The organism is Serratia sp. PL17 (assembly GCF_017832355.1).
GTDB lineage: Bacteria > Pseudomonadota > Gammaproteobacteria > Enterobacterales > Enterobacteriaceae > Serratia.
The window spans coordinates 160,666-179,223 of the sequence record NZ_JAFIBY010000007.1; the positions used below are offsets into that span (position 1 = coordinate 160,666).

General features: G+C 56.7%; 14 protein-coding genes. 3 read left to right on the forward strand and 11 right to left on the reverse strand.

What is annotated here, in order from left to right; all coding sequences use genetic code 11:
- Window positions 1-85: 85 nt before the first annotated feature.
- From ndk to JOE25_RS20460, 3 genes are all read right to left on the reverse strand, one after another.
- Entirely contained in the window at window positions 86-511 is a 426-nt protein-coding gene (gene ndk, locus JOE25_RS20450) for a nucleoside-diphosphate kinase (RefSeq protein WP_202671266.1), read from the reverse strand.
- A 182-nt stretch (window positions 512-693) separates the two neighbouring features.
- The gene (pbpC, locus tag JOE25_RS20455) at window positions 694-3,018 is read right to left on the reverse strand and encodes a peptidoglycan glycosyltransferase PbpC (RefSeq protein ID WP_209638349.1); all 2,325 of its coding nucleotides are present in this window, start codon (window positions 3,016-3,018) and stop codon (window positions 694-696) included.
- 61 nt (window positions 3,019-3,079) lie between these two features.
- Complete coding sequence (locus JOE25_RS20460; protein WP_245210029.1) at window positions 3,080-8,071, reverse strand: alpha-2-macroglobulin; 4,992 nt, start codon at window positions 8,069-8,071, stop codon at window positions 3,080-3,082.
- A gap of 270 nt (window positions 8,072-8,341) precedes the next feature.
- Here JOE25_RS20460 and JOE25_RS20465 point away from each other — a divergent pair, with 270 nt between their 5' ends.
- From JOE25_RS20465 to JOE25_RS20475, 3 genes are all read left to right on the forward strand, one after another.
- The gene (locus tag JOE25_RS20465) at window positions 8,342-9,346 is read left to right on the forward strand and encodes a LacI family DNA-binding transcriptional regulator (protein WP_209638351.1); all 1,005 of its coding nucleotides are present in this window, start codon (window positions 8,342-8,344) and stop codon (window positions 9,344-9,346) included.
- A 154-nt stretch (window positions 9,347-9,500) separates the two neighbouring features.
- The gene (nhaC, locus tag JOE25_RS20470; protein ID WP_209638353.1) at window positions 9,501-10,940 is read left to right on the forward strand and encodes a Na+/H+ antiporter NhaC; all 1,440 of its coding nucleotides are present in this window, start codon (window positions 9,501-9,503) and stop codon (window positions 10,938-10,940) included.
- 1 nt (window position 10,941) lies between these two features.
- A complete protein-coding gene (locus JOE25_RS20475; protein WP_209638355.1) occupies window positions 10,942-12,120 on the forward strand; it encodes a MalY/PatB family protein in 1,179 nt (392 codons plus the stop codon).
- Between the two features lie 65 nt (window positions 12,121-12,185).
- Here the strand turns inward: JOE25_RS20475 and sseB are convergent, their stop codons facing one another.
- The 8 genes from sseB to iscU all read right to left on the reverse strand — a co-directional run bounded on the left by sseB (window position 12,186) and on the right by iscU (window position 18,536).
- Window positions 12,186-13,016 carry an enhanced serine sensitivity protein SseB gene (gene sseB / locus JOE25_RS20480; protein WP_209638356.1) on the reverse strand — a complete coding sequence of 277 codons (831 nt, stop codon included), beginning with the start codon at window positions 13,014-13,016 and terminating at the stop codon, window positions 12,186-12,188.
- 168 nt (window positions 13,017-13,184) lie between these two features.
- Window positions 13,185-14,480 (reverse strand): aminopeptidase PepB, encoded by a 1,296-nt coding sequence (pepB, locus tag JOE25_RS20485; protein ID WP_209638359.1) that lies wholly within the window; start codon window positions 14,478-14,480, stop codon window positions 13,185-13,187.
- A gap of 83 nt (window positions 14,481-14,563) precedes the next feature.
- Window positions 14,564-14,764, reverse strand: a complete 201-nt coding sequence (gene iscX / locus JOE25_RS20490; RefSeq protein ID WP_209638368.1) for a Fe-S cluster assembly protein IscX — start codon at window positions 14,762-14,764, stop codon at window positions 14,564-14,566.
- A 13-nt stretch (window positions 14,765-14,777) separates the two neighbouring features.
- Window positions 14,778-15,113: an ISC system 2Fe-2S type ferredoxin gene (gene fdx / locus JOE25_RS20495; RefSeq protein WP_061808324.1), complete on the reverse strand. Its 336-nt coding sequence runs from the start codon at window positions 15,111-15,113 to the stop codon at window positions 14,778-14,780.
- A gap of 2 nt (window positions 15,114-15,115) precedes the next feature.
- Entirely contained in the window at window positions 15,116-16,966 is a 1,851-nt protein-coding gene (gene hscA / locus JOE25_RS20500; RefSeq protein WP_209638370.1) for a Fe-S protein assembly chaperone HscA, read from the reverse strand.
- Between the two features lie 150 nt (window positions 16,967-17,116).
- Window positions 17,117-17,638: a co-chaperone HscB gene (gene hscB / locus JOE25_RS20505; protein ID WP_209638372.1), complete on the reverse strand. Its 522-nt coding sequence runs from the start codon at window positions 17,636-17,638 to the stop codon at window positions 17,117-17,119.
- Window positions 17,639-17,701: 63 nt separating this feature from the next.
- The gene (gene iscA, locus JOE25_RS20510; protein ID WP_037417508.1) at window positions 17,702-18,025 is read right to left on the reverse strand and encodes an iron-sulfur cluster assembly protein IscA; all 324 of its coding nucleotides are present in this window, start codon (window positions 18,023-18,025) and stop codon (window positions 17,702-17,704) included.
- Window positions 18,026-18,149: 124 nt separating this feature from the next.
- Window positions 18,150-18,536, reverse strand: a complete 387-nt coding sequence (gene iscU, locus JOE25_RS20515) for a Fe-S cluster assembly scaffold IscU (RefSeq protein ID WP_012146333.1) — start codon at window positions 18,534-18,536, stop codon at window positions 18,150-18,152.
- Window positions 18,537-18,558 lie beyond the last annotated feature (22 nt).

Below are 18,558 nucleotides of genomic sequence, written 5' to 3' on the forward strand. Positions count from 1 at the left end.
TTGTTGAGTGGAGACGCTGCAGGCTGCGCCCGTGCCAATCGGGGCGAATATCTTCGCTCCCGCGGCCTGAAGGGCGGCGGCTATATTAACGTGCGCAGATTTCGCTTTCGTTGAAGAAGTAAGCGATTTCACGCTGAGCAGATTCTACTGCGTCAGAACCGTGCACGGCGTTAGCCGTGAAGCTGTCCGCGTAGTCAGCACGCAGGGTGCCGGCCAATGCGTTGTCTGGGTTGGTTGCGCCCATGATGTCACGGTTGCGCTGTACTGCGTTTTCCGCTTCCAGAACCTGAACCACGATCGGGCCAGAAGTCATGAACTCAACCAGACCATCGAAGAATGGGCGACCTTTGTGCTCAGCGTAGAAGCCTTCTGCTTGCTCGCGAGTCAGACGCAGCATTTTGGATGCGATGATTTTGAAACCTGCGCGCTCAAAACGCGCATAGATTGCGCCGATGTCGTTGTTAGCTACAGCGTTTGGTTTAATGATGGAAAAGGTACGTTCTACAGTCATGATGGCCTCTATAATAACTTCCAAAATAGACCGGTCTGCAAACAGGGTGCCGGCCTTCTCAAGTGGCGCAGATTATATGTGTGCTGTTAACGCTTGCCTACGGGAAAATCAACATTTCATTAAAAAATTATTATCTTCATTCTTCACTTTGCGGCCCAATGCCCAGGTTGCCAAAATCCCGCCTAATCGAGCGTAAATTCACGCAGCGCGACCTGGCCGCTTTCATCCAACACGCTGAGCTGATAGCGGCCCGGTTGTGTCAGTGTCTGCAACAACGACTCCCCTTCCCCGGCTAACTGGCCGTTCAGGAACCACCAACGCTGCCCACTGCCCCCCTGAGCACTGACCCGCAAATCCAGCGTGTGCTTACCGGGCAAGCGACGCAGCAATGCGCCGTCGCGCACACCCAGCATCAGTAACGGTGGCGCTTCCTGCTGCTGCAACGGCGGGCACTGTGGATCAACCGCCGGTAAACGCTGAGCACGGCGTTCAGCCAAAGGCAGCCAGGGTTCCAATGGCGTGGGCCACAGCGCCAACCGCCGCGGCGTTGCCCCTGGACAATCTGCGGCAACCCGTTGTCCACGCGGGTTTAACCATATCAGCGGTTGGCTGCCCAGAATGCTTTCCTGGCCCGGTGCGGGCAACGTAGGGGGAATAGTTCCGTCAAGGATCCAACTCAGGCGACGCTGGCGACAGTTACTGTCACCCGCGGGGAGCGGTTGACCGCCCGGCCAGCAAATCACCGCACGACTGACGCTGGCAGGGCGTGGATCCACCGGGATCCCTTCGCCACGCTGCCGTAAGGAGGTCAGCAGCAGGTTATTGACCTGATTCAGCAGTGGCACCGCCGTGGCAAAGCCGAACTGCCCGGCGACGGGTGTCCCATCAGGCCGCCCCACCCAAATCCCCAGGGTATAGCGCGCATTGACACCGATGGCCCAGGCATCGCGATACCCGTAACTGGTACCGGTTTTCCATGCCAGGGGGACCGTGGCGGGCAATGCATCATCCGGCAACGGGCGAGCCTCTCCCGCCAGGATTCGCCGCACAATCCAGGCGGCCCCCGGTGACATCAATTGGCGATCATACAACCCTTGCTGAGGCGTAAAACGCAGCGGTGCCACCCTGCCTTGCCGAGCCAGGGAACTGAACCCGGCGACCAACTGATCCAACCGTGCACCGGCCCCGCCCAAAATCAATGCCAGACTCGGATCGGCGTGCGCAGGCAGGCGCAGTTCAACGCCTACATTACGCAGGTTGGCAGCAAAGCGTTTCGGCCCATAGGCCTCCAGCAGTTGTACCGCAGGCAGATTAAGCGAACGCGACAGTGCGTCACTGGCGCTGACCGGGCCGTGGAAACCGGTATCAAAATTGCCGGGCCGATAGTCGCCAAAACGGCGCGGCACGTCCTGCAACAACGATTCGGCGTGGATCAGGCCGTCATCCATCGCCAACCCATACAAAAACGGTTTGAGCGTTGATCCCGGCGAACGCCAGGCTGAAACCATATCGACATGACCAAAACGGCTGTTATCGTTCAAGTCTAACGAGCCCAGATAGGCACGCACTTTCATATTGGCGTGATCAACCACCAGCACGCCCACAGAGGTTTTCTCAGGCAATTGGCTCTTCCAGCCGCGCGCCAACTCCTCCAGCCGCCGCTGTAACGTGGCATCCAGCGTGGTGGTGACAACCTGATTGTGGTTGCCCTGTGTCATGCGCCTCGCCAGCAACGGAGCCAATTGTGGCACCTGACGCGGGGCAAGCCACAATGCTTCCTGACGAATTTCAGCCACTTGCTGAGCCGGCCAAACCTGGTAATACGCCAGCCGTTCCAACACTTTGTCACGCGCAGCCTGTGCCCGCTCCGGGTAGCGGTCCGGCCGTAAACGGCTGGGTGCCTGGGGCAGTACCGCCAGCAATGCCGCTTCGCCGCGTGTCAGCTCCGAGGGGGGCTTGCCCAGATAAGTCCAACTCGCGGCACCGATGCCCTGCAACGTGCCGCCATAAGGTGCGCGGTTCAGGTAGATTTCGAGGATCTGATCCTTCGACAAATGCCATTCAAGCTGCGCTGTGCGCCACACCTGCCGCAGTTTACCGCCCAGCGTACGTGAATGGGGATCAATCAGACGCGCAACCTGCATCGACAAGGTGCTGCCGCCAGAGACAATTTGTCCATTCCGCAAATCCTGCCAGGCCGCACGGGCCAGCGACAAGGGGTTAATACCTGGGTGCTGATAGAACCAACGATCCTCATAGGTCAACAGCGCCTGCAGATAATAGGGCGATACCTGTTGCAGGCTGACCGGATAACGCCATACGCCGTCACTGTCTGCATAACGCCACAATGGCGTGCCGTCTTCCGCGACGACGACGCGCGCCATCTCGGCATCTTTTAAGGGGAGCGGCCACAGCCGGTCCGCCAGCCACAGCAAAGCGGGCAGCAGGAAAATCGCCAGCAACCCGATTGCGCCACGGCGACGTAGAGGGGTGAAAAATCGTTTCATCGATAAGGCATCACTCTCTTACCCCGCCGCCGGAGAAGCTACCGGGGCGGGGCAAAAGGGATTATTGGGCGATATCAAGCCGTTGCGGCGTCGCACCCAGCGCACGCCAGGCAGGAACATACATCGACTCCACCTGCGGTGCTGGCACCAGATAACTGCCCGGCGTCACCGCACGCGCTAAATACAGCAACGTGGTATGACGGTAACCGTCAATATTCACCGCCGCCACATAGCGATCGTCACGGAACTCCTGATGTTTGATGTCGGCCTGCTGCATGTCCTGCAACAGCTCAGTCACGCTGCTGGCGCTTTCACCCAAGCTGGCGCTGCTGTCGCCCAGGTTCTGGTTCTCCAGTTCCAGCCCGGCGGGCAGCAGATCAACCACCAGCGCATCCGGTACCTGGTTATCTGCCCAGACATCCAGGTGTACCAAGATCAATTGGCCACTTTTCAGTTGGGTCAGATCCACCGCTTTGCCGTCAAGCCCAAGGAACTCACGACGAATGTTCAGCACATTGCTTTGCGGCTGTGGTGCTTGCTGCGGATAACCGACCAGATCAACGCGGCTGTACAGCGTACCCTTGCCGGTATTTGTGAGCGGTAATCCGGAGGATAGTTGTTCCGCAGAGAGGTTCTGCGTCAGCGCCTGGCTGCCAGACAGGGTCTTGCCCTGCGCCGTTTGCGCTTGCCATGGCGTTTCCGCACTGCCAATCAGGTTGCGCGCAGCCAGGAATAACGCATTGCTCTCCTGCGTAGACAGATAACGTTCACCGTTAAGCCGCTCTGACAACGTCAGTAAACGCTGGTCACGCTCGGCCGGCAGCAGATTATTTTCGGTCAACAGCGCCAGGATCATCGCATCATCACGCAATGGACTGCCGTAATCTTCCAGCCAGTAATCCTTGGCATTACGCTGCGTAGCCAACCCTTGTTCGATCGCCTGATTAGCTCGCGGCATATCCCCCATCAACTTCAGCGCCACGCCAAGTTGCACCAACGGCAGGCCAGAGCGAGCATCCGCACGGCGTTCGTACAGCTGTCGCAGCGCACCCAGAGGAGCCTGTTGCTGGCGCGCCAGTACCAAACCAGCATAGGCCTGCACAGCAAACCGGGTGTGATCCGGGTACTGAGTGGAAGCAACGTCGATCTGGCTGCGATCCTGCAAATAGCGCTGCAGGCGGTTGTTGGCCGCCGTCAGGGCGTCAGCCGGTACGCTGTAGTTTTGCTCACTGGCGCGGAACAAGAAATCAGTGGCATAAGCCGTCAGCCAAAACTCCTCTTGGCTGTCGCGGTTCCATAAGCCAAAACCGCCGTTATAGCGCTGCATGCTGAGCAGATGCTCGATGCCTGCATCGATACTGCTGCGCCGGCTTTCATCGCTGCCGGATTTGATGCCCAGCGCACTAAGCTGTGCCCGGTTGGTATACAGCGACGGATAAAGCCCACTGGTCGTTTGTTCCAGGCAGCCGTAAGGATAAGCATAAAGCTCGCTGATATAGCGGGCGAGGTTGATTGGAGGACGGCTGGTCAACAACAACTGCCCTTCCGTTGTCGCCTGCACAAGCCCTGCTGCGGCATCTGCCGGTAGACCCCAGCTTTCACCGGCATGAATGACGCTGGCGAACTGGCGGGTTTGCGCCGGATAGGCCGGCCGCACGCCAATCTTCCAGGTATGCTGGTAGTCTTTTAACGTTTCTCCCGGTAGCACCAAACCGCTGACCGTCAGCGACACGTCGCCCTGCCCAAAGCCCGCCAACGCCTGCACAGGGATGTGTAGCGTGGTGCGCTGGCCGTTTTCCAGGCTAACCTGTTGCTCCGCGCTCCCCTGCAATGCCACCAACCCACTGGAAGCCAGTTTTATCGCCAAGGTTTGCGGTTGCCCGGACAGGTTGTTGACATCCAGCGCCAATTGGGTGGTATCGCCCCCCGCCAGGAAGCGCGGTGTCGCCAATTCGGCCACCACCGGTGCGGCAACAACGGTCTTGCTTTCCGCCTTGCCAAAGTCTTCGTCGCTCCACGCCTGCGCCATCAGGCGTAATTCGCCGTTGAAGTCCGGAATCGCGATCTGGATTTCACCTTCACCGTTGGCGTCCAGCTTAACCGGCTGCGCCTGCTGGGCGACAATGGTTACTGCGGTGATCGGCTTTTTCCCGCCACGCGACAATGCATCTTCGTCATCGCCGTCGCCGCCGTAACGCAGGTTAGCCAGACGCCCTTTGCCCTCGATCAGTTGGCCGTAAACATCGTACTGATCGGCACTGTAGCGCTTGCGGCCAAAGAAGGCCTGATACGGATCCGGCGTCGCATAGTCAGTGATATTGAGGATGCCGCTGTCCACCGCGGAAAGCAGCACGTTGATTTGTTGCGGCGGTTTACCATTGCTGTGAGCGGCCTTCACTTTTACCATCAGCATCTGGTTCGGGCGCATACGCTGCGGAGCGTCCAGCTTCAGCGCCAGCTTGCGCCCCTCATCCACCAATGGCAGATGCAACAACCCTACGGCTCGTTTCGGCGTCGACTGCTGTTGTTTATCGCCCGGGCGGATCACCAATGCGCTGAGATACAGATCATGGCGTTTCCAGTCTTGGTTGATTGGCACCTCAACATCAATCCCCTTGGCAGGTACGTCCAGCTCCTGCCACCACAACGGGCCGTCACTGGATTCCACCAGCAGATAGCCCTTGCCGGCGGCGGGCGCTTCGATATGCAGTTTCACTTTTTCGCCCGGCTTGTAGGCCGGCTTGTCCAACTTCAGCTTCACTTGGTCCGGGCGCACTGCGCCACTGCCGTTGGTGTTGTCCTGCCAGCTGTAGCCAGCCCAAAAACGCAGGCTGCTGATCAGATTGCTTTGCGGATCCACCACCTCAATGCGATAGGCGCCCCACTCCACCGGGAAGCTGACCTTGGCGCTGCCATTGGCAGCAATATCGATGGTTTGCTCCGCCAACGGCAGATCTTTCTTGTCGTACAACGACTGCCAGCCCTCACCTTCTGACCACTGCCAGTAATAGTCGCGACGTTCACGCACCAAGCGGGCTTTCAATCCATTGACCGCCAGCTTTTCACCGGCAGCATTGGCATAGACGATATCAAAACCGGCCTGGGTATTTTCATCCACCACGGGCTGGGCCTGATAGCTGTTGCTACGATAATCATAAATCTGTTGTTTGTTGAACAATGGCCGAATGCCAGGCAGCGCATCGGCAGGCCAGATCGCCTGCTCGGCGCGGCGGGTTACCGGACGCCCCCCAGACTCCAGCAAGCTGGCCTGCAAGATGGCCTTCAGTGGTGATTTCACCTCTGCCCAGCTGCTGTCTATCGCCACCTGTGCCTTGCCGGCATTATCCAACGCCTGATCGAACTCATCCATATTGCGTGACAGGCTTTCTTCTGTCACCGACCCGAATTCATACCCCGGCAGGCTACTGACCGCTTCACGCTGTGGCCGCAGGAATACCTGCCCTTGCAGGCGATTGCCCGAAGCAGGAGCGCCGTAGAGGTAACGGCCGGTAATATCGAACACCAGCTGCGCGTCAGGACTCAGCGGGGTTTTCTCTGCGGTGATGTCCAGCGCCATACGCTCCGGCAGGAAATCCTCTACCTTAAAGCTGTACAGCCGCGGCTGGTTATCGCCCAGATTAAAGCGCAGCGACCAGTTGCCTGTCGGCCCATTTTCGGGGATTTGATATTGGTATTGGTACAGGCCATCCTGCGGCTGCCAGACAAAGCTCCGCGCCACCTGATCGTCCGGCTTGACGATATCCACCTTCACCGGCTGAGCCGGCAAGGGCTTGCCGTCAGCGTCACGCAGCAGGCCATTAACGATCAGTGTTTCACCTGGACGGTATAAATCGCGCGGACCGAAGGCGAAGAACTGCTTGTTGTAACCTTCAGGCCCGGCAATGTCGAACTCAGCCAAATCCAATGCCGGCGTCGACAGATCAATCATGCTGGTCTGGCCCTGCTGGGTCGCCAACAACAAACGCGCCTTACTGCTTTTCGCCAGTTGAGCATGCCCTTGCTTATCGGTGGAACCTTGAGCCAGCGTTTGGCCTTTTTCATCCAACAGGCGCAGTTCAACGGCACCCAATGCTGCGCCGCCGTCCAGCGCCTGGGTGAACACGTCCAGACGGTCGTGATAGCTGTGGAGTGAAACGCCGATATCACTGAGGGTAAACAGGGTCGCCGGATTGGTATAACCGTAATGCCCGGCCTGTTGCATCACCGCCAGATAAACCCCTGGCTGCTGCAAGGCTTCGATGCCACTGAGCGGCAATAGCAGGCGTTCGCGGGTATTACGTTGCGGGTTAAGATCAAACCGACCGCTGTAGACCAGGTCGGCCATTTTCAGCAGCTCTTCCGACTCCCAGCTGGAAAGCGCGTTGCGGTATTCCCAGTTAGCCAGAAATGCCGGTAAGGCATCCGCTTTCACCCTGAAGAAATTAACGTCGACATTGTCGACGTTCAACGCCATGACCGGCAAACCTGCAGCCAACTTAGTCGGCAGCAATGAACCTTTCCCGGCAAAACCGACGCTCGGTTTGATGTCGCGGGTGGCAATGGTCTGTTCCTGCTGTTTACCCAGCTCAGCACCATTGACCGCTTTAAGGCCACTCTCAATGGTCAGCACCAGTTTGCGGTTAGGCTGCAAATGACGCAGCCGCAGCTCCATCAGGTTGTCTGACAGTTCCCAGGCACCGTCAATTTTACCGCTGACACTGTCGACCAAATGGACGCGTGCGGCAAAATCCTGATTAGGCTCCAACGGCAAAGAAAACGTCAACACCATGGCACTCGCACCGTCGAGTTGCAGTTCGGAGGCATCAAGCAACGTCAGTGGCTTGCCGGCATCGCGCTTCGCCAACGCCGCCAGCGCAGCAGCATCAGGCCGTTTGGCCTGCGTGACGCCGCTTGCCTGTGCATCAGCTTGCGCTGCTGTTGGCGTTTTACCACCGTCATCACAGGCGGCCAGCAGCAGCAGGCCCCCCGCCAATGCGATCCCCTGACAAAGTTTCTTGCCTGATGCGAATGCCCCTGAACGGCATGGTTTCATCGTTTAACTCCCTGGCAGCGTTTGCGCGACATAGATCTATACCCTAAATAGTTCGAGTTGCATCGAGACGGCAAGAGCGCGAGGCCCGATGAACTTACGCAAGTAAGTGATTCGGGTGAGCAAGCGTAGCCAACAAAGATGCAGCTTGAAATATGACGGGTATACGCAATATCCGAATATGGATGAATAATAGCAGTGCTGTTAGCATCAGACCCAGCCCAATTTCCCCTTTAATGGAAAGCGCAACCACAGCCTTGTGCAGGAGACGATATGGCCACGATGAAAGAGGTTGCCCGACGCGCTGGCGTATCAACAGCCACCGTCAGCAGGGTGATCAATAACACCGCCTATGTTGAGCCGGTAACCCGCGAGCGCGTTGAGAAGGCCATGCGTGAGTTTAATTACCACCGTAATGCCGCCGCGCTGGCTCTGGCCAAAAGAAGTGGGAATATGCTGGGTTTATTGACCGGTAATCTCGACGACCCTTTTTTTTCACGGCTCGCACGAGGTGTGGAGGATGTCACCCGCAGAGGCGGTGTAAAACTGATGGTCTGCAGTGGGGGGCATCAAGCCGAGCTGGAGAAGAACGGCCTCGACTTTCTGATTAATCAGGGTTGCGAATCCATTGTTGCTCACGTTACTCGAATGAGCGATGCCGACGTTTTGCGCTACGCCGCCCATACCCCTGCCATGGTGGTGATTAATCGCTATTTGCCCGCCATCGCCAATCGCTGCATTTGGCTGGACAATGTCAGTGCCTCGCGGGCCGCCACCCAAATGCTTATCGAGCATGGTCACAGGAATATCGCCTGTATCACCACAGACTTACCGATCGATGACCGAAAACAGCGTCTGGAAGGGTATCGAGGGGCCATGGCCCATGCCGGGATCTCGGTACCGGGTTCTTGGATCATCAGCGTCCCCTTCAACGAACAGGGGGGTGAATTAGCCGCGGAAAAAATACGGGCCAGCAAGCACCCGTTCACCGCAGCACTGACATTCAATGACGTGATGGCCGCTGGCATGATGCGCACCTTCCGCCAACATCACATGAACCTGCCAGGGGATCTCTCGATCGTCGGGTTTGATGATGTCGCTTTAGCAAAATACCTTCATCCGTCACTCACCACCGTGCATTACCCAGTTGAAAAAATGGCCCGACGCGCAGCTAATTTGGCACTGCAGCTTAATTCCGGTACCGCTGTAACCCCCCAGAACAACATGTTTACCGCTGAGCTTATCCTGCGAGACTCGGTCGCTTCCCTCGAAAAATAGGCTAAATCAAGAAAACAAGGTCATTAAGCGAGAGATGGCTCACAGAACCCCACGCCATGAAACCGATTACATGGACAGTTGCCCGCGCTCACAATTCATTCATAACGAATTCACTAGGCTTGCATCACACCCTCATCCCTAACCGGAGTTGTAAATGAATGACAAGAAGAAACTCAACCTGGGGCTAGCGATGCTGCCCATTGTGGCGATGCTACTGCTGCTCATCGTAGGCTACGGTCAGTTTGGCCTGCGTATCGAGCCGTTACTGTTGGTCTCCGCCGGTATCGCCGCCGCCCTGGCCTACTGGCAAGGATACGAATGGAACGACATTATTGACGCTATCGTTGCCAAGTTAGCCAAGGCAATGCCGGTGATCATGATATTGATCTGTGTTGGTGGGCTGATCGGTACCTGGATGTTCAGTGGCACCATTCCTTACATGGTGTATTGGGGCTTAAAACTGATCAGCCCACAATATATCCTGATCGCCGCGTTCTTCATTACCAGTGTGATCTCCGTATGTACCGGGACGTCCTGGGGCGCCGCAGGGACCGTGGGGGTCGCGTTGATGGGCGTCGCTGCCGGCCTGGATGTGCCCTTGGCCGCCGCTGCCGGCGCAGTGGTTTCCGGCGCCTACTTTGGCGACAAAATCTCCCCGTTGTCTGACTCCACCAATTTCGCGGCTATCGTCGCGGATACCGATCTCTACAGCCATATTCAGCACCTGATGTATACAACATTACCGAGTTTCGTTTTAGCCGCGGTGGTGTATCTGATCGCCGGGCACACCAGCGCCGTTGGCAGCGCGGCTACGCCGGAAAAAGTAACCGAGATCGTCACGGCGCTGGAAGGTCTGTATCACTTCAACTTGCTGTTAATCTTGCCGCCGGCCTTAGTACTGTGGGGCGCCGTCACCAAACGTCCCGTGATCCCCGTCATGCTGGCGGCCTGCACTCTGGCGATTGCCATTGGTGTATTCCTTCAGGGGTTCAATCTGCAGCAAGGCCTAAACGCGTTGATGGATGGTTTTAATCTTTCAATGTTTACAGTGCAGGGGCAAAGCATTACCGGCATCGTCGAGGATGTTCCACGTCTGCTCAACCGGGGCGGTATGTTCTCCATGATGAGCACCATTCTGCTGGTCTTCTGCGCATTTTCCTTTGCGGGTGCATTAACGCTAACCGGAGCGCTGACCGTGATCATCAATCGGTTGCTGAAAGTGGTTCATACCACCGGCCAACTGATCGCCGCAACGGTTGCGACCACGATCCTGGTTACCGGTGCCACCAGCGATGGAAAGCTGGCCTTGCTCATCCCTGCCGAGCTTTTCAAAGGAGCCTATCGCCGCATGGGTTTAGACAATAAGAATCTGTCACGAACCGTGGAAGATGCAGGCACCGTCATCGAACCTTTAATCCCATGGACCGCCGCCGGCATTTATATGGCAACTACCTTGGGTGTCAGCACACTGGATTTACTCCCTTGGGCAATCCAATGCTACGCCGCTGTGGTATTCGCTTTGATTTATGGGTTTACCGGATTCGGGATTGCCAAAATACAGCCACAGAACGATTTACAGCGTGAGGAAGCCTGACGTGAAACAGACCGATTTTAATCAGATCATCAACCGCCATAATACCGGATCGGTGAAATGGGACTTTATCGATCGCTATCTGCAACTCGATGAAACAGACCTTTTGCCGATGTGGGTCTCTGATTTTGACTTCCAGTGCCCTATGGAAGTCCGGCAAGCGCTGTACAACCGTGTTGAACACGGCATATTTGGCTACAGTGAACGTGACGCTCAGTACTACCAGGCAGCTATGGATTGGTTCGCTAACCGGCACAATCTGCCTTTGCAACGTGAGTGGTTCACTTCTATCGAGGGTGTCGTCCCAGGCTTGGCGATCTTGATCCAACTGCTCAGCCAGCCTGGAGATCCGGTCGTGATCCAGGGCCCTTACTATGGATCTTTCGCCAAAATAATTTCCATGAATGGCCGAGAAGTCCTTGAAAATCCGTTGAGAGAAAGCGCACAAGGCTATCAGTTCGACTTCGATCATCTGGAGGCCTGTTTCGAGCAGCGGAAACCACCGCTACTGCTGCTTTGCAACCCGCATAACCCGACGGGGCGCTGCTGGACCCATAGTGAACTGACTCAGTTGGTGACGCTGTGCAGCCGCTATGGCGTAACGGTTATTTCCGATGAAATTTGGGCCGATTTATTGCTGCCGGGCGAGACCTTCACCTCGGTACTGCATCTGGACAACGCCTGGCATGACAATCTGATTTCGGCGACGTCCGCCAGCAAGAGCTTCGGCTTGTCGTCACTGCGTATCTCAAACTTCCTCATACCCAATGTTCACACCAGAAATGCGTTTATCGAACGCCTCAATGCGCATGGCTTAGATGTATTCAATGCGCTGTCGATGACCGCCGCAACGGCCGCGTATCAACAGGGCGAAGCTTGGCTTGATGACTTGCAAGGTTATCTGGCCGATAACCGGCGTTGGTTTGAACAAGCGTTAGCCCATACCGCGCCATGGTGCAAAATGACTCGAGCCGAAGGCACTTACCTTGCCTGGCTGGATTGTCGCGCTTTGGGCCTGGATGATAACGCCCTACAACAAGCGCTGATCCAGCATTCAAAGATCGCCGCCTCAATGGGCATCAGCTTCGGTGAGCAGGGAAAAGGGTTTATACGCATCAACCTCGGTTGCCCGCGTCAATATCTTGAAAGGGCCATTGAGGGGCTTGCCCGGTTAAAACCTTAATGCCGTTTGGTACAACGAGATAACGGCTACCGGCGGCCTGCGCGCCGCTCGGTAGGCCAAAGAGGTTACTGCGTCTTATCGGTCGACGGGATAATGTTACGCAACCAGCTGCCCCAGCGGCGTTGATAGAAAGGCTGAGTGTGGGTGATCAGGTAGTGGCTGACCCCGCGCTCCTTTTCCGACACCAGACAAAAATCCACGGGTTCATCATTAGGCGCCGTTTCGCTGGCTACGCTACCCGCTTCGTTGATCAGTGCTTCGATATCGCCTTGCTCGCCATCCACTTCCAGCCCAATCAGCAGATTCGGTTTTTCATCCACCGCCTGATCATGCATCAGTGCCAAAAAGGCGCGGCGTACCGGCTTGCGTTGACTGAAAAGCGTGGTCAAGGCATCGATCATCGCCGACGGGTACTCTTCCGGCTGGCCCAGCAGGATCTGCGTATCCTTGTCGATATAGCGTTCTGCGGGTTTGCTGACACCACCAGTCGCCAACAGCATTGCCACTTCTTCAGGATAAAACTCTTTGCCGTACTCGGCCTTCGGGTTGAGGAACAGATCCGCACCCTGGGTAATCTCAAATAATACCCGGGCCGGCATAGCGATGAACGGCTGTTCATCCTCAACGGCCTTTTGCAGCACGTCGACCGAGGTAAAGAATGGAATGATGCTCCCGCCGTCTTGTTTCTCCCAGTGTTGAATATTCACCGGTGTATCGGCGTTCAATGTGATGTCACCACCCTGCTGTACCTGTTCGCTGTCACCGAGGATCAGTACCGTAGCGTCAAGCAATTCGCGGAAGAATGCCGGACGGTGGGCCGGCTCTGACACCGCCAGCTTCAACAGGCGTTCAAGTTCGTTTTCGCCTGCGGCGGTATCGTGATGGTGAGAACTCATGCAAACTCCAGCAATCAAATAACGGGGCCCAGCATGCTGGGCCCCGAGGGTAAACGGCATTCTATACCTTATAGCTTTCATTTTGCAGCTTGGCGCCCAGCTAGCGCAGGTAACAACGCTGCAACGTGAAAGATGACGGGTATAACGCCCACCTGGGTGGGCATTCAATTATTTGGCTTTACTCAGCAGCAAGTTGGCCACGGCACGGACACCCAAACCGGTTGCACCCGCTGACCATTGCTCCACCGCGCCTTTACGGTAAGTCGCAGAACAGTCGATGTGCACCCAGCCTTGCTGGTAGTTTTTCACGAAATGTGACAGGAATGCGGCAGCGGTGCTGGCACCCGCAGTGTAGGCAGGACCGGCAACGTTGTTCAATTCAGCAAAGTTAGACGGCAGTTGGCTGCGGTGGAACTCAGCCAGCGGCAGACGCCAGAAAGGCTCTTGCTCAGCGGCAGCACTGGCCAGCAGTTCTTGTGCCAGAGCGTCATCAAAGCTGAACAGCGCATGGTAGTCATTACCCACCGCCGTTTTCGCCGCCCCGGTCAGGGTGGCGCAGTCGATGATCAACTGTGGGTTTTGCTCAGACGCGTCGATCAGACCGTCGGCCAACACCAGACGCCCTTCTGCATCGGTGTTCATCACTTCAACGGTTTTGCCGTTACGGTAACGGATGATGTCGCCCAGTTTGAAGGCGTTACCGCTGACCATGTTGTCGGCACAACACAGGTACAGTTTCACACGTTGCTTCAGACCACGAGCCGCCGCCAACGCCAATGCACCGGTAATGGTCGCCGCACCGCCCATATCCGCTTTCATGGAGTCCATAAAGGCGCTTTGTTTCAGGCTGTAGCCGCCGGTGTCAAAGGTGATACCTTTACCCACCAGGCAGGCAAACACAGGCGCTTCCGGGTTGCCGGTCGGGTTGAAGTCCAGCGCCAACAGCACAGGTGAGCGATCAGAACCCCGGCCCACGGTGTGAATACCGGCGTAGTTTTGCTCACGCAGGTCCTCACCCTTGGTAATGCGGTAGCTGACGGCGTCGCAACCGACATCGCACATCAAGTCGACCGCACGGGTAGCCAGTTGCTCTGGCCCCAACTCTTCTGCCGACATATTGATGGTGTCGCGCACCCAATCAACGATCTTCAGGCGCTGTTCCAGCTCTTTGCGGTCTGCTTCCGGCAGCTCTGCCCACTCAACGGTGCGCTTGCCTTTTGGCCCACGGAAACCCTGCCAAAAAGCCCAGCTGTTTTCCAGATCCCAGCCTTCTCCCGCCAGTTTGACGTTTTTGACGCCCTGGCCGTCGATCTTGCGGGCGGCACGTTGAATGCCACCCAGTTTGTCGTTACCGGTCAGATGGATGGTCATCCCTTCTGCACCGGTGCTCAGCAGCGCTTTTTCGCCCCAGCGAGCGTCGGCAGGTTGGTTCGACAGCGTGACCAGCATGAATTCAGTTGTCATAGCCTTCTTACTCCGGATTATTCTTTTATTAATAGTGTCGGATACAAAATAAACGGGCCGCCATTGGCAGCCCGTTACGCTATTTACTCCGCTTCATCTAACCAGACCAGCAGGATCGCTTCCAGTATTTTTTCATTGGAAGCCTGTGGATCGTCGTCAAAATCTTCCAGATCGCAAATCCACTGGTGCATGTCGGTAAAACGTACGGTTTTCGGATCGGTATCCGGGTATTGGTCGTACAGGGCTTCGCCGATGTCACGGCTGTCGGTCCACTTCAGTCCCATTTCTACTGTCTCCTCACCCTTCACGCGCATGGTTGACGGTGTAGCGTGGCATTTCAACCACCAGATCTTCGTCAGCCACCAGCGCCTGACAGCTCAGACGGCTTTCCGGCTCCAGCCCCCAGGCCTTGTCCAGCATGTCGTCTTCCAGTTCGCTGCTCTCTTCGAGAGAATCGAAACCTTCACGCACGATGCAGTGACAGGTGGTGCAGGCGCAGGATTTCTCACAGGCATGCTCAATATCGATACCGTTGCGCAGCGCAACGTTGAGGATTGACTCCCCTTGTTCGGCTTCCAGTACTGCCCCCTCCGGGCATAAATCTTGATGGGGCAGGAAAACAATTTTAGGCATGATTAAACCTCATCCACAGAATGGCCAGCCAGCGCACGGCGAATGGAAGCATCCATGCGGCGCGCGGCAAAGTCTTGCGTTTGTGCATCTAGTGTTTTTATTGCGGCTTCGATAGCGGCAGGATCGGTGCCCTGCGTCGCCTGTTGCAACGCTTCCACCGCTGCGGTAATTGCCGTACTTTCGGCGTCGCTCAGCAACGCGGCGTCGCTAGCCAGTGCACCCTGCAGGCTTTCCAGCACCCGGGATGCCTCGACCCGCTGTTCGGCCAGCATGCGTGCGCCAACGTCGCTCTGCGCATTGGCCATCGAATCTTTGATCATCCCGGCGATTTCGGCGTCAGACAGGCCATACGACGGCTTCACCTGAATCGATGCCTCAACGCCGGTGGATTTCTCCATCGCGGTGACGCTCAGCAAGCCATCGGCATCCACCTGGAAGGTGACGCGAATATGCGCGCCGCCAGCAGGCAATGGTGGCAGACCACGCAGCGAGAAGCGGGCCAGCGAACGGCAATCTTGCACCAGCTCACGCTCGCCCTGCAGCACGTGGATCATCATCGCGCTTTGGCCGTCTTTAAAGGTGGTGAACTCCTGCGCACGCGCCACCGGAATGGTGGTGTTACGCGGGATCACTTTCTCAACCAGACCGCCCATGGTTTCCAGACCGAGTGACAATGGGATCACGTCCAGCAGCAGCATGTCGCTGTCTGGCTTGTTGCCCACCAAAATATCAGCCTGGATCGCGGCGCCAATGGCGACCACTTTATCTGGGTCGATCGACGTCAACGGCGTACGGCCGAAGAACGTACCTACCTGCTCACGCACTAATGGCACGCGGGTAGAACCGCCAACCATCACCACTTCCAACACGTCTTCGGCACTCACACCTGCGTCTTTCAGCGCACGTCGGCAGGCCATCAGGGTGCGCTTAACCAGAGTGGCGATTAACGCGTCAAACTGCGCGCGGGTCACTTCCCCCTGCCAGCCGGCGATCTCAACGGTGGTGCTGTCGGCATCGCTCAGCGCAATCTTGGCGGCGATGGCGGCATCCAACAATTGGCGCTGCACACCGTGATCGCTACGGTCAGCCACACCGGCTTGCTCACGCAGCCAGTCGGCCAGCAAATGGTCAAAGTCGTCGCCGCCCAGCGCAGAATCGCCGCCGGTAGCCAACACTTCGAACACGCCACGGCTCAACCGCAGAATAGAAATATCAAAGGTACCACCGCCCAAATCATAAACCGCGATGATGCCTTCTTGCCCAGAATCCAGACCGTAGGCAATTGCCGCAGCCGTAGGTTCATTCAGCAAACGCAGTACGTGCAGCCCGGCCAGACGCGCCGCGTCTTTGGTCCCCTGACGCTGTGCATCATCAAAATAGGCAGGAACCGTGATCACCACGCCATCGAGATCCCCTTCCAGCGCGGTTTGTGCGCGAGCGGCAAGCGCTCTGAGGATATCGGCGGAAACGCCAACCGGGTTAACCGGACCAGCGGCGGTAAGGATCATCGGCAAGCCATTTTCGCTGGCCTGGAACTGGTACGGCAGGTTCGGGTAACGCTGCTGCACGTCGGCCAGGGAGCGGCCCATCATGCGCTTGATTGAGCTGATAGTGTTGGCAGGATCCTGTGCCGCCTGCTGACGGGCATCCCAGCCAACACGCAGCCTGTCTGCCTGGTAGTGCACCACCGACGGCAGCAAATCGCGCCCTTCGGCATCGGCCAGCGTTTCCGCCTGCCCACTGCGCACGGTAGCAACCAGAGAATTGGTGGTGCCCAGATCAATACCGGCTGCCAGACGACGCTGGTGTGGCGCGGCACTGAGGCCGGGTTCACTAATTTGTAATAAGGCCATATTGAAGCTTCCCATATCCTTCATACTTGAAGCTGCATCTTTGTTGGCTGCATTTATTCGCGCCAGTCACATAGTGACCTATGCTCCTGAGGACTCACAAATTTGCCGCCTTGATGCAACGCCAATTATTTTGGGTATAAATGAAAAGAATTACTCAAAACCCAGCAGTTTTTCTTCGAGTTGTTCAACCTGTTGCTGGAGTTTGTCCAAAAAGCGCAGCTTACGCACGGTATCGGCGGCATCAACCCACTGCTGGCTATCCAGCTGTTGCACCATCAGCGCACTGCGCTGTTTGACCGTCTCGTTCACCCGTGCACCAAAGCTGGCCAACAGGCTTTCCGCGTCCGCTTTGCGCTCAATGGCATCGAGCTCTTCACGTAACTCAAGCTGTTCCATCAGAAACGCGGTATCACGCAGAGTGTGCTGCTCGTTGCTCAAATCAAAACCGTGCAAAGATAGCATATACTCCGCGCGTTTTAATGGGTGCTTCAGCGTTTGGTAGGCTTCATTGATCGTTGCCGCCTGTTGCAACGCCATCAGGCGTTCGCGTTCTGGCTGACTGGCAAAACGATCGGGATGGAATTGGCGCTGCAGATCCTGATAGCGAGATGCAAGCAGGCTGCCGTCCACGGGATAGCGAACTGGCAGCCCGAATAAAGTAAAGTAATCCATAGCGTGCTCTGGGCGTTATCGGATGAAGTTCCCCCGCGCCTGGCGGGGGAGCACGATGGACTGTCAGACGTTGAAACTTTCGCCGCAGCCGCACTCGCTTGAGACATTTGGGTTGTTGAACTTGAAGCCTTCGTTCAGACCTTCCTTAACGAAATCAAGCTCGGTGCCGTCAAGGTAGACCAGGCTCTTGCCGTCAATGATCACCTTAACGCCTTTGTTTTCAAAAACGATGTCGTCATCGTTCATTTCGTCAACAAATTCCAGCACGTACGCCATCCCGGAGCAGCCAGAGGTTCTCACCCCCAGACGCAGGCCAAGGCCTTTGCCACGGTTATCCATAAATGCCTGAACGCGCTGTGCAGCGCTGTCGCTCATGGTAATTGACATCACAACCTCATACTTAATATCCCCAACCCGTAGCAAAACAGGTGTGGGGAGCTAACCGGTGCAGGGGGTGAATAGACTCGCCGCGCTGAATGCGGGCGCGACATGCAACGCCCCTACACAATGATTACTTGGCGCTATGTTTGCTCTTGTAGTCGGCAATCGCTGCTTTAATGGCGTCTTCAGCCAGGATAGAGCAGTGAATTTTTACCGGCGGTAATTCCAGCTCTTCGGCGATCTGGGTGTTTTTGATCGCTTCAGCCTGATCAAGAGACTTGCCTTTCATCCATTCGGTCACCAGCGAGCTGGAAGCGATGGCGGAACCGCAGCCGTAAGTCTTGAAACGCGCGTCTTCAATGATACCTTCATTGTTGACCTTGATCTGCAACTTCATCACGTCGCCGCAGGCCGGTGCACCCACCATGCCGCTGCCAACGCTAGGATCTTCGTTGTCGAAGGAACCCACGTTACGCGGGTTTTCATAATGATCGATTACTTTTTCGCTGTAAGCCATGACCTTGCTCCTGAACCCTGAG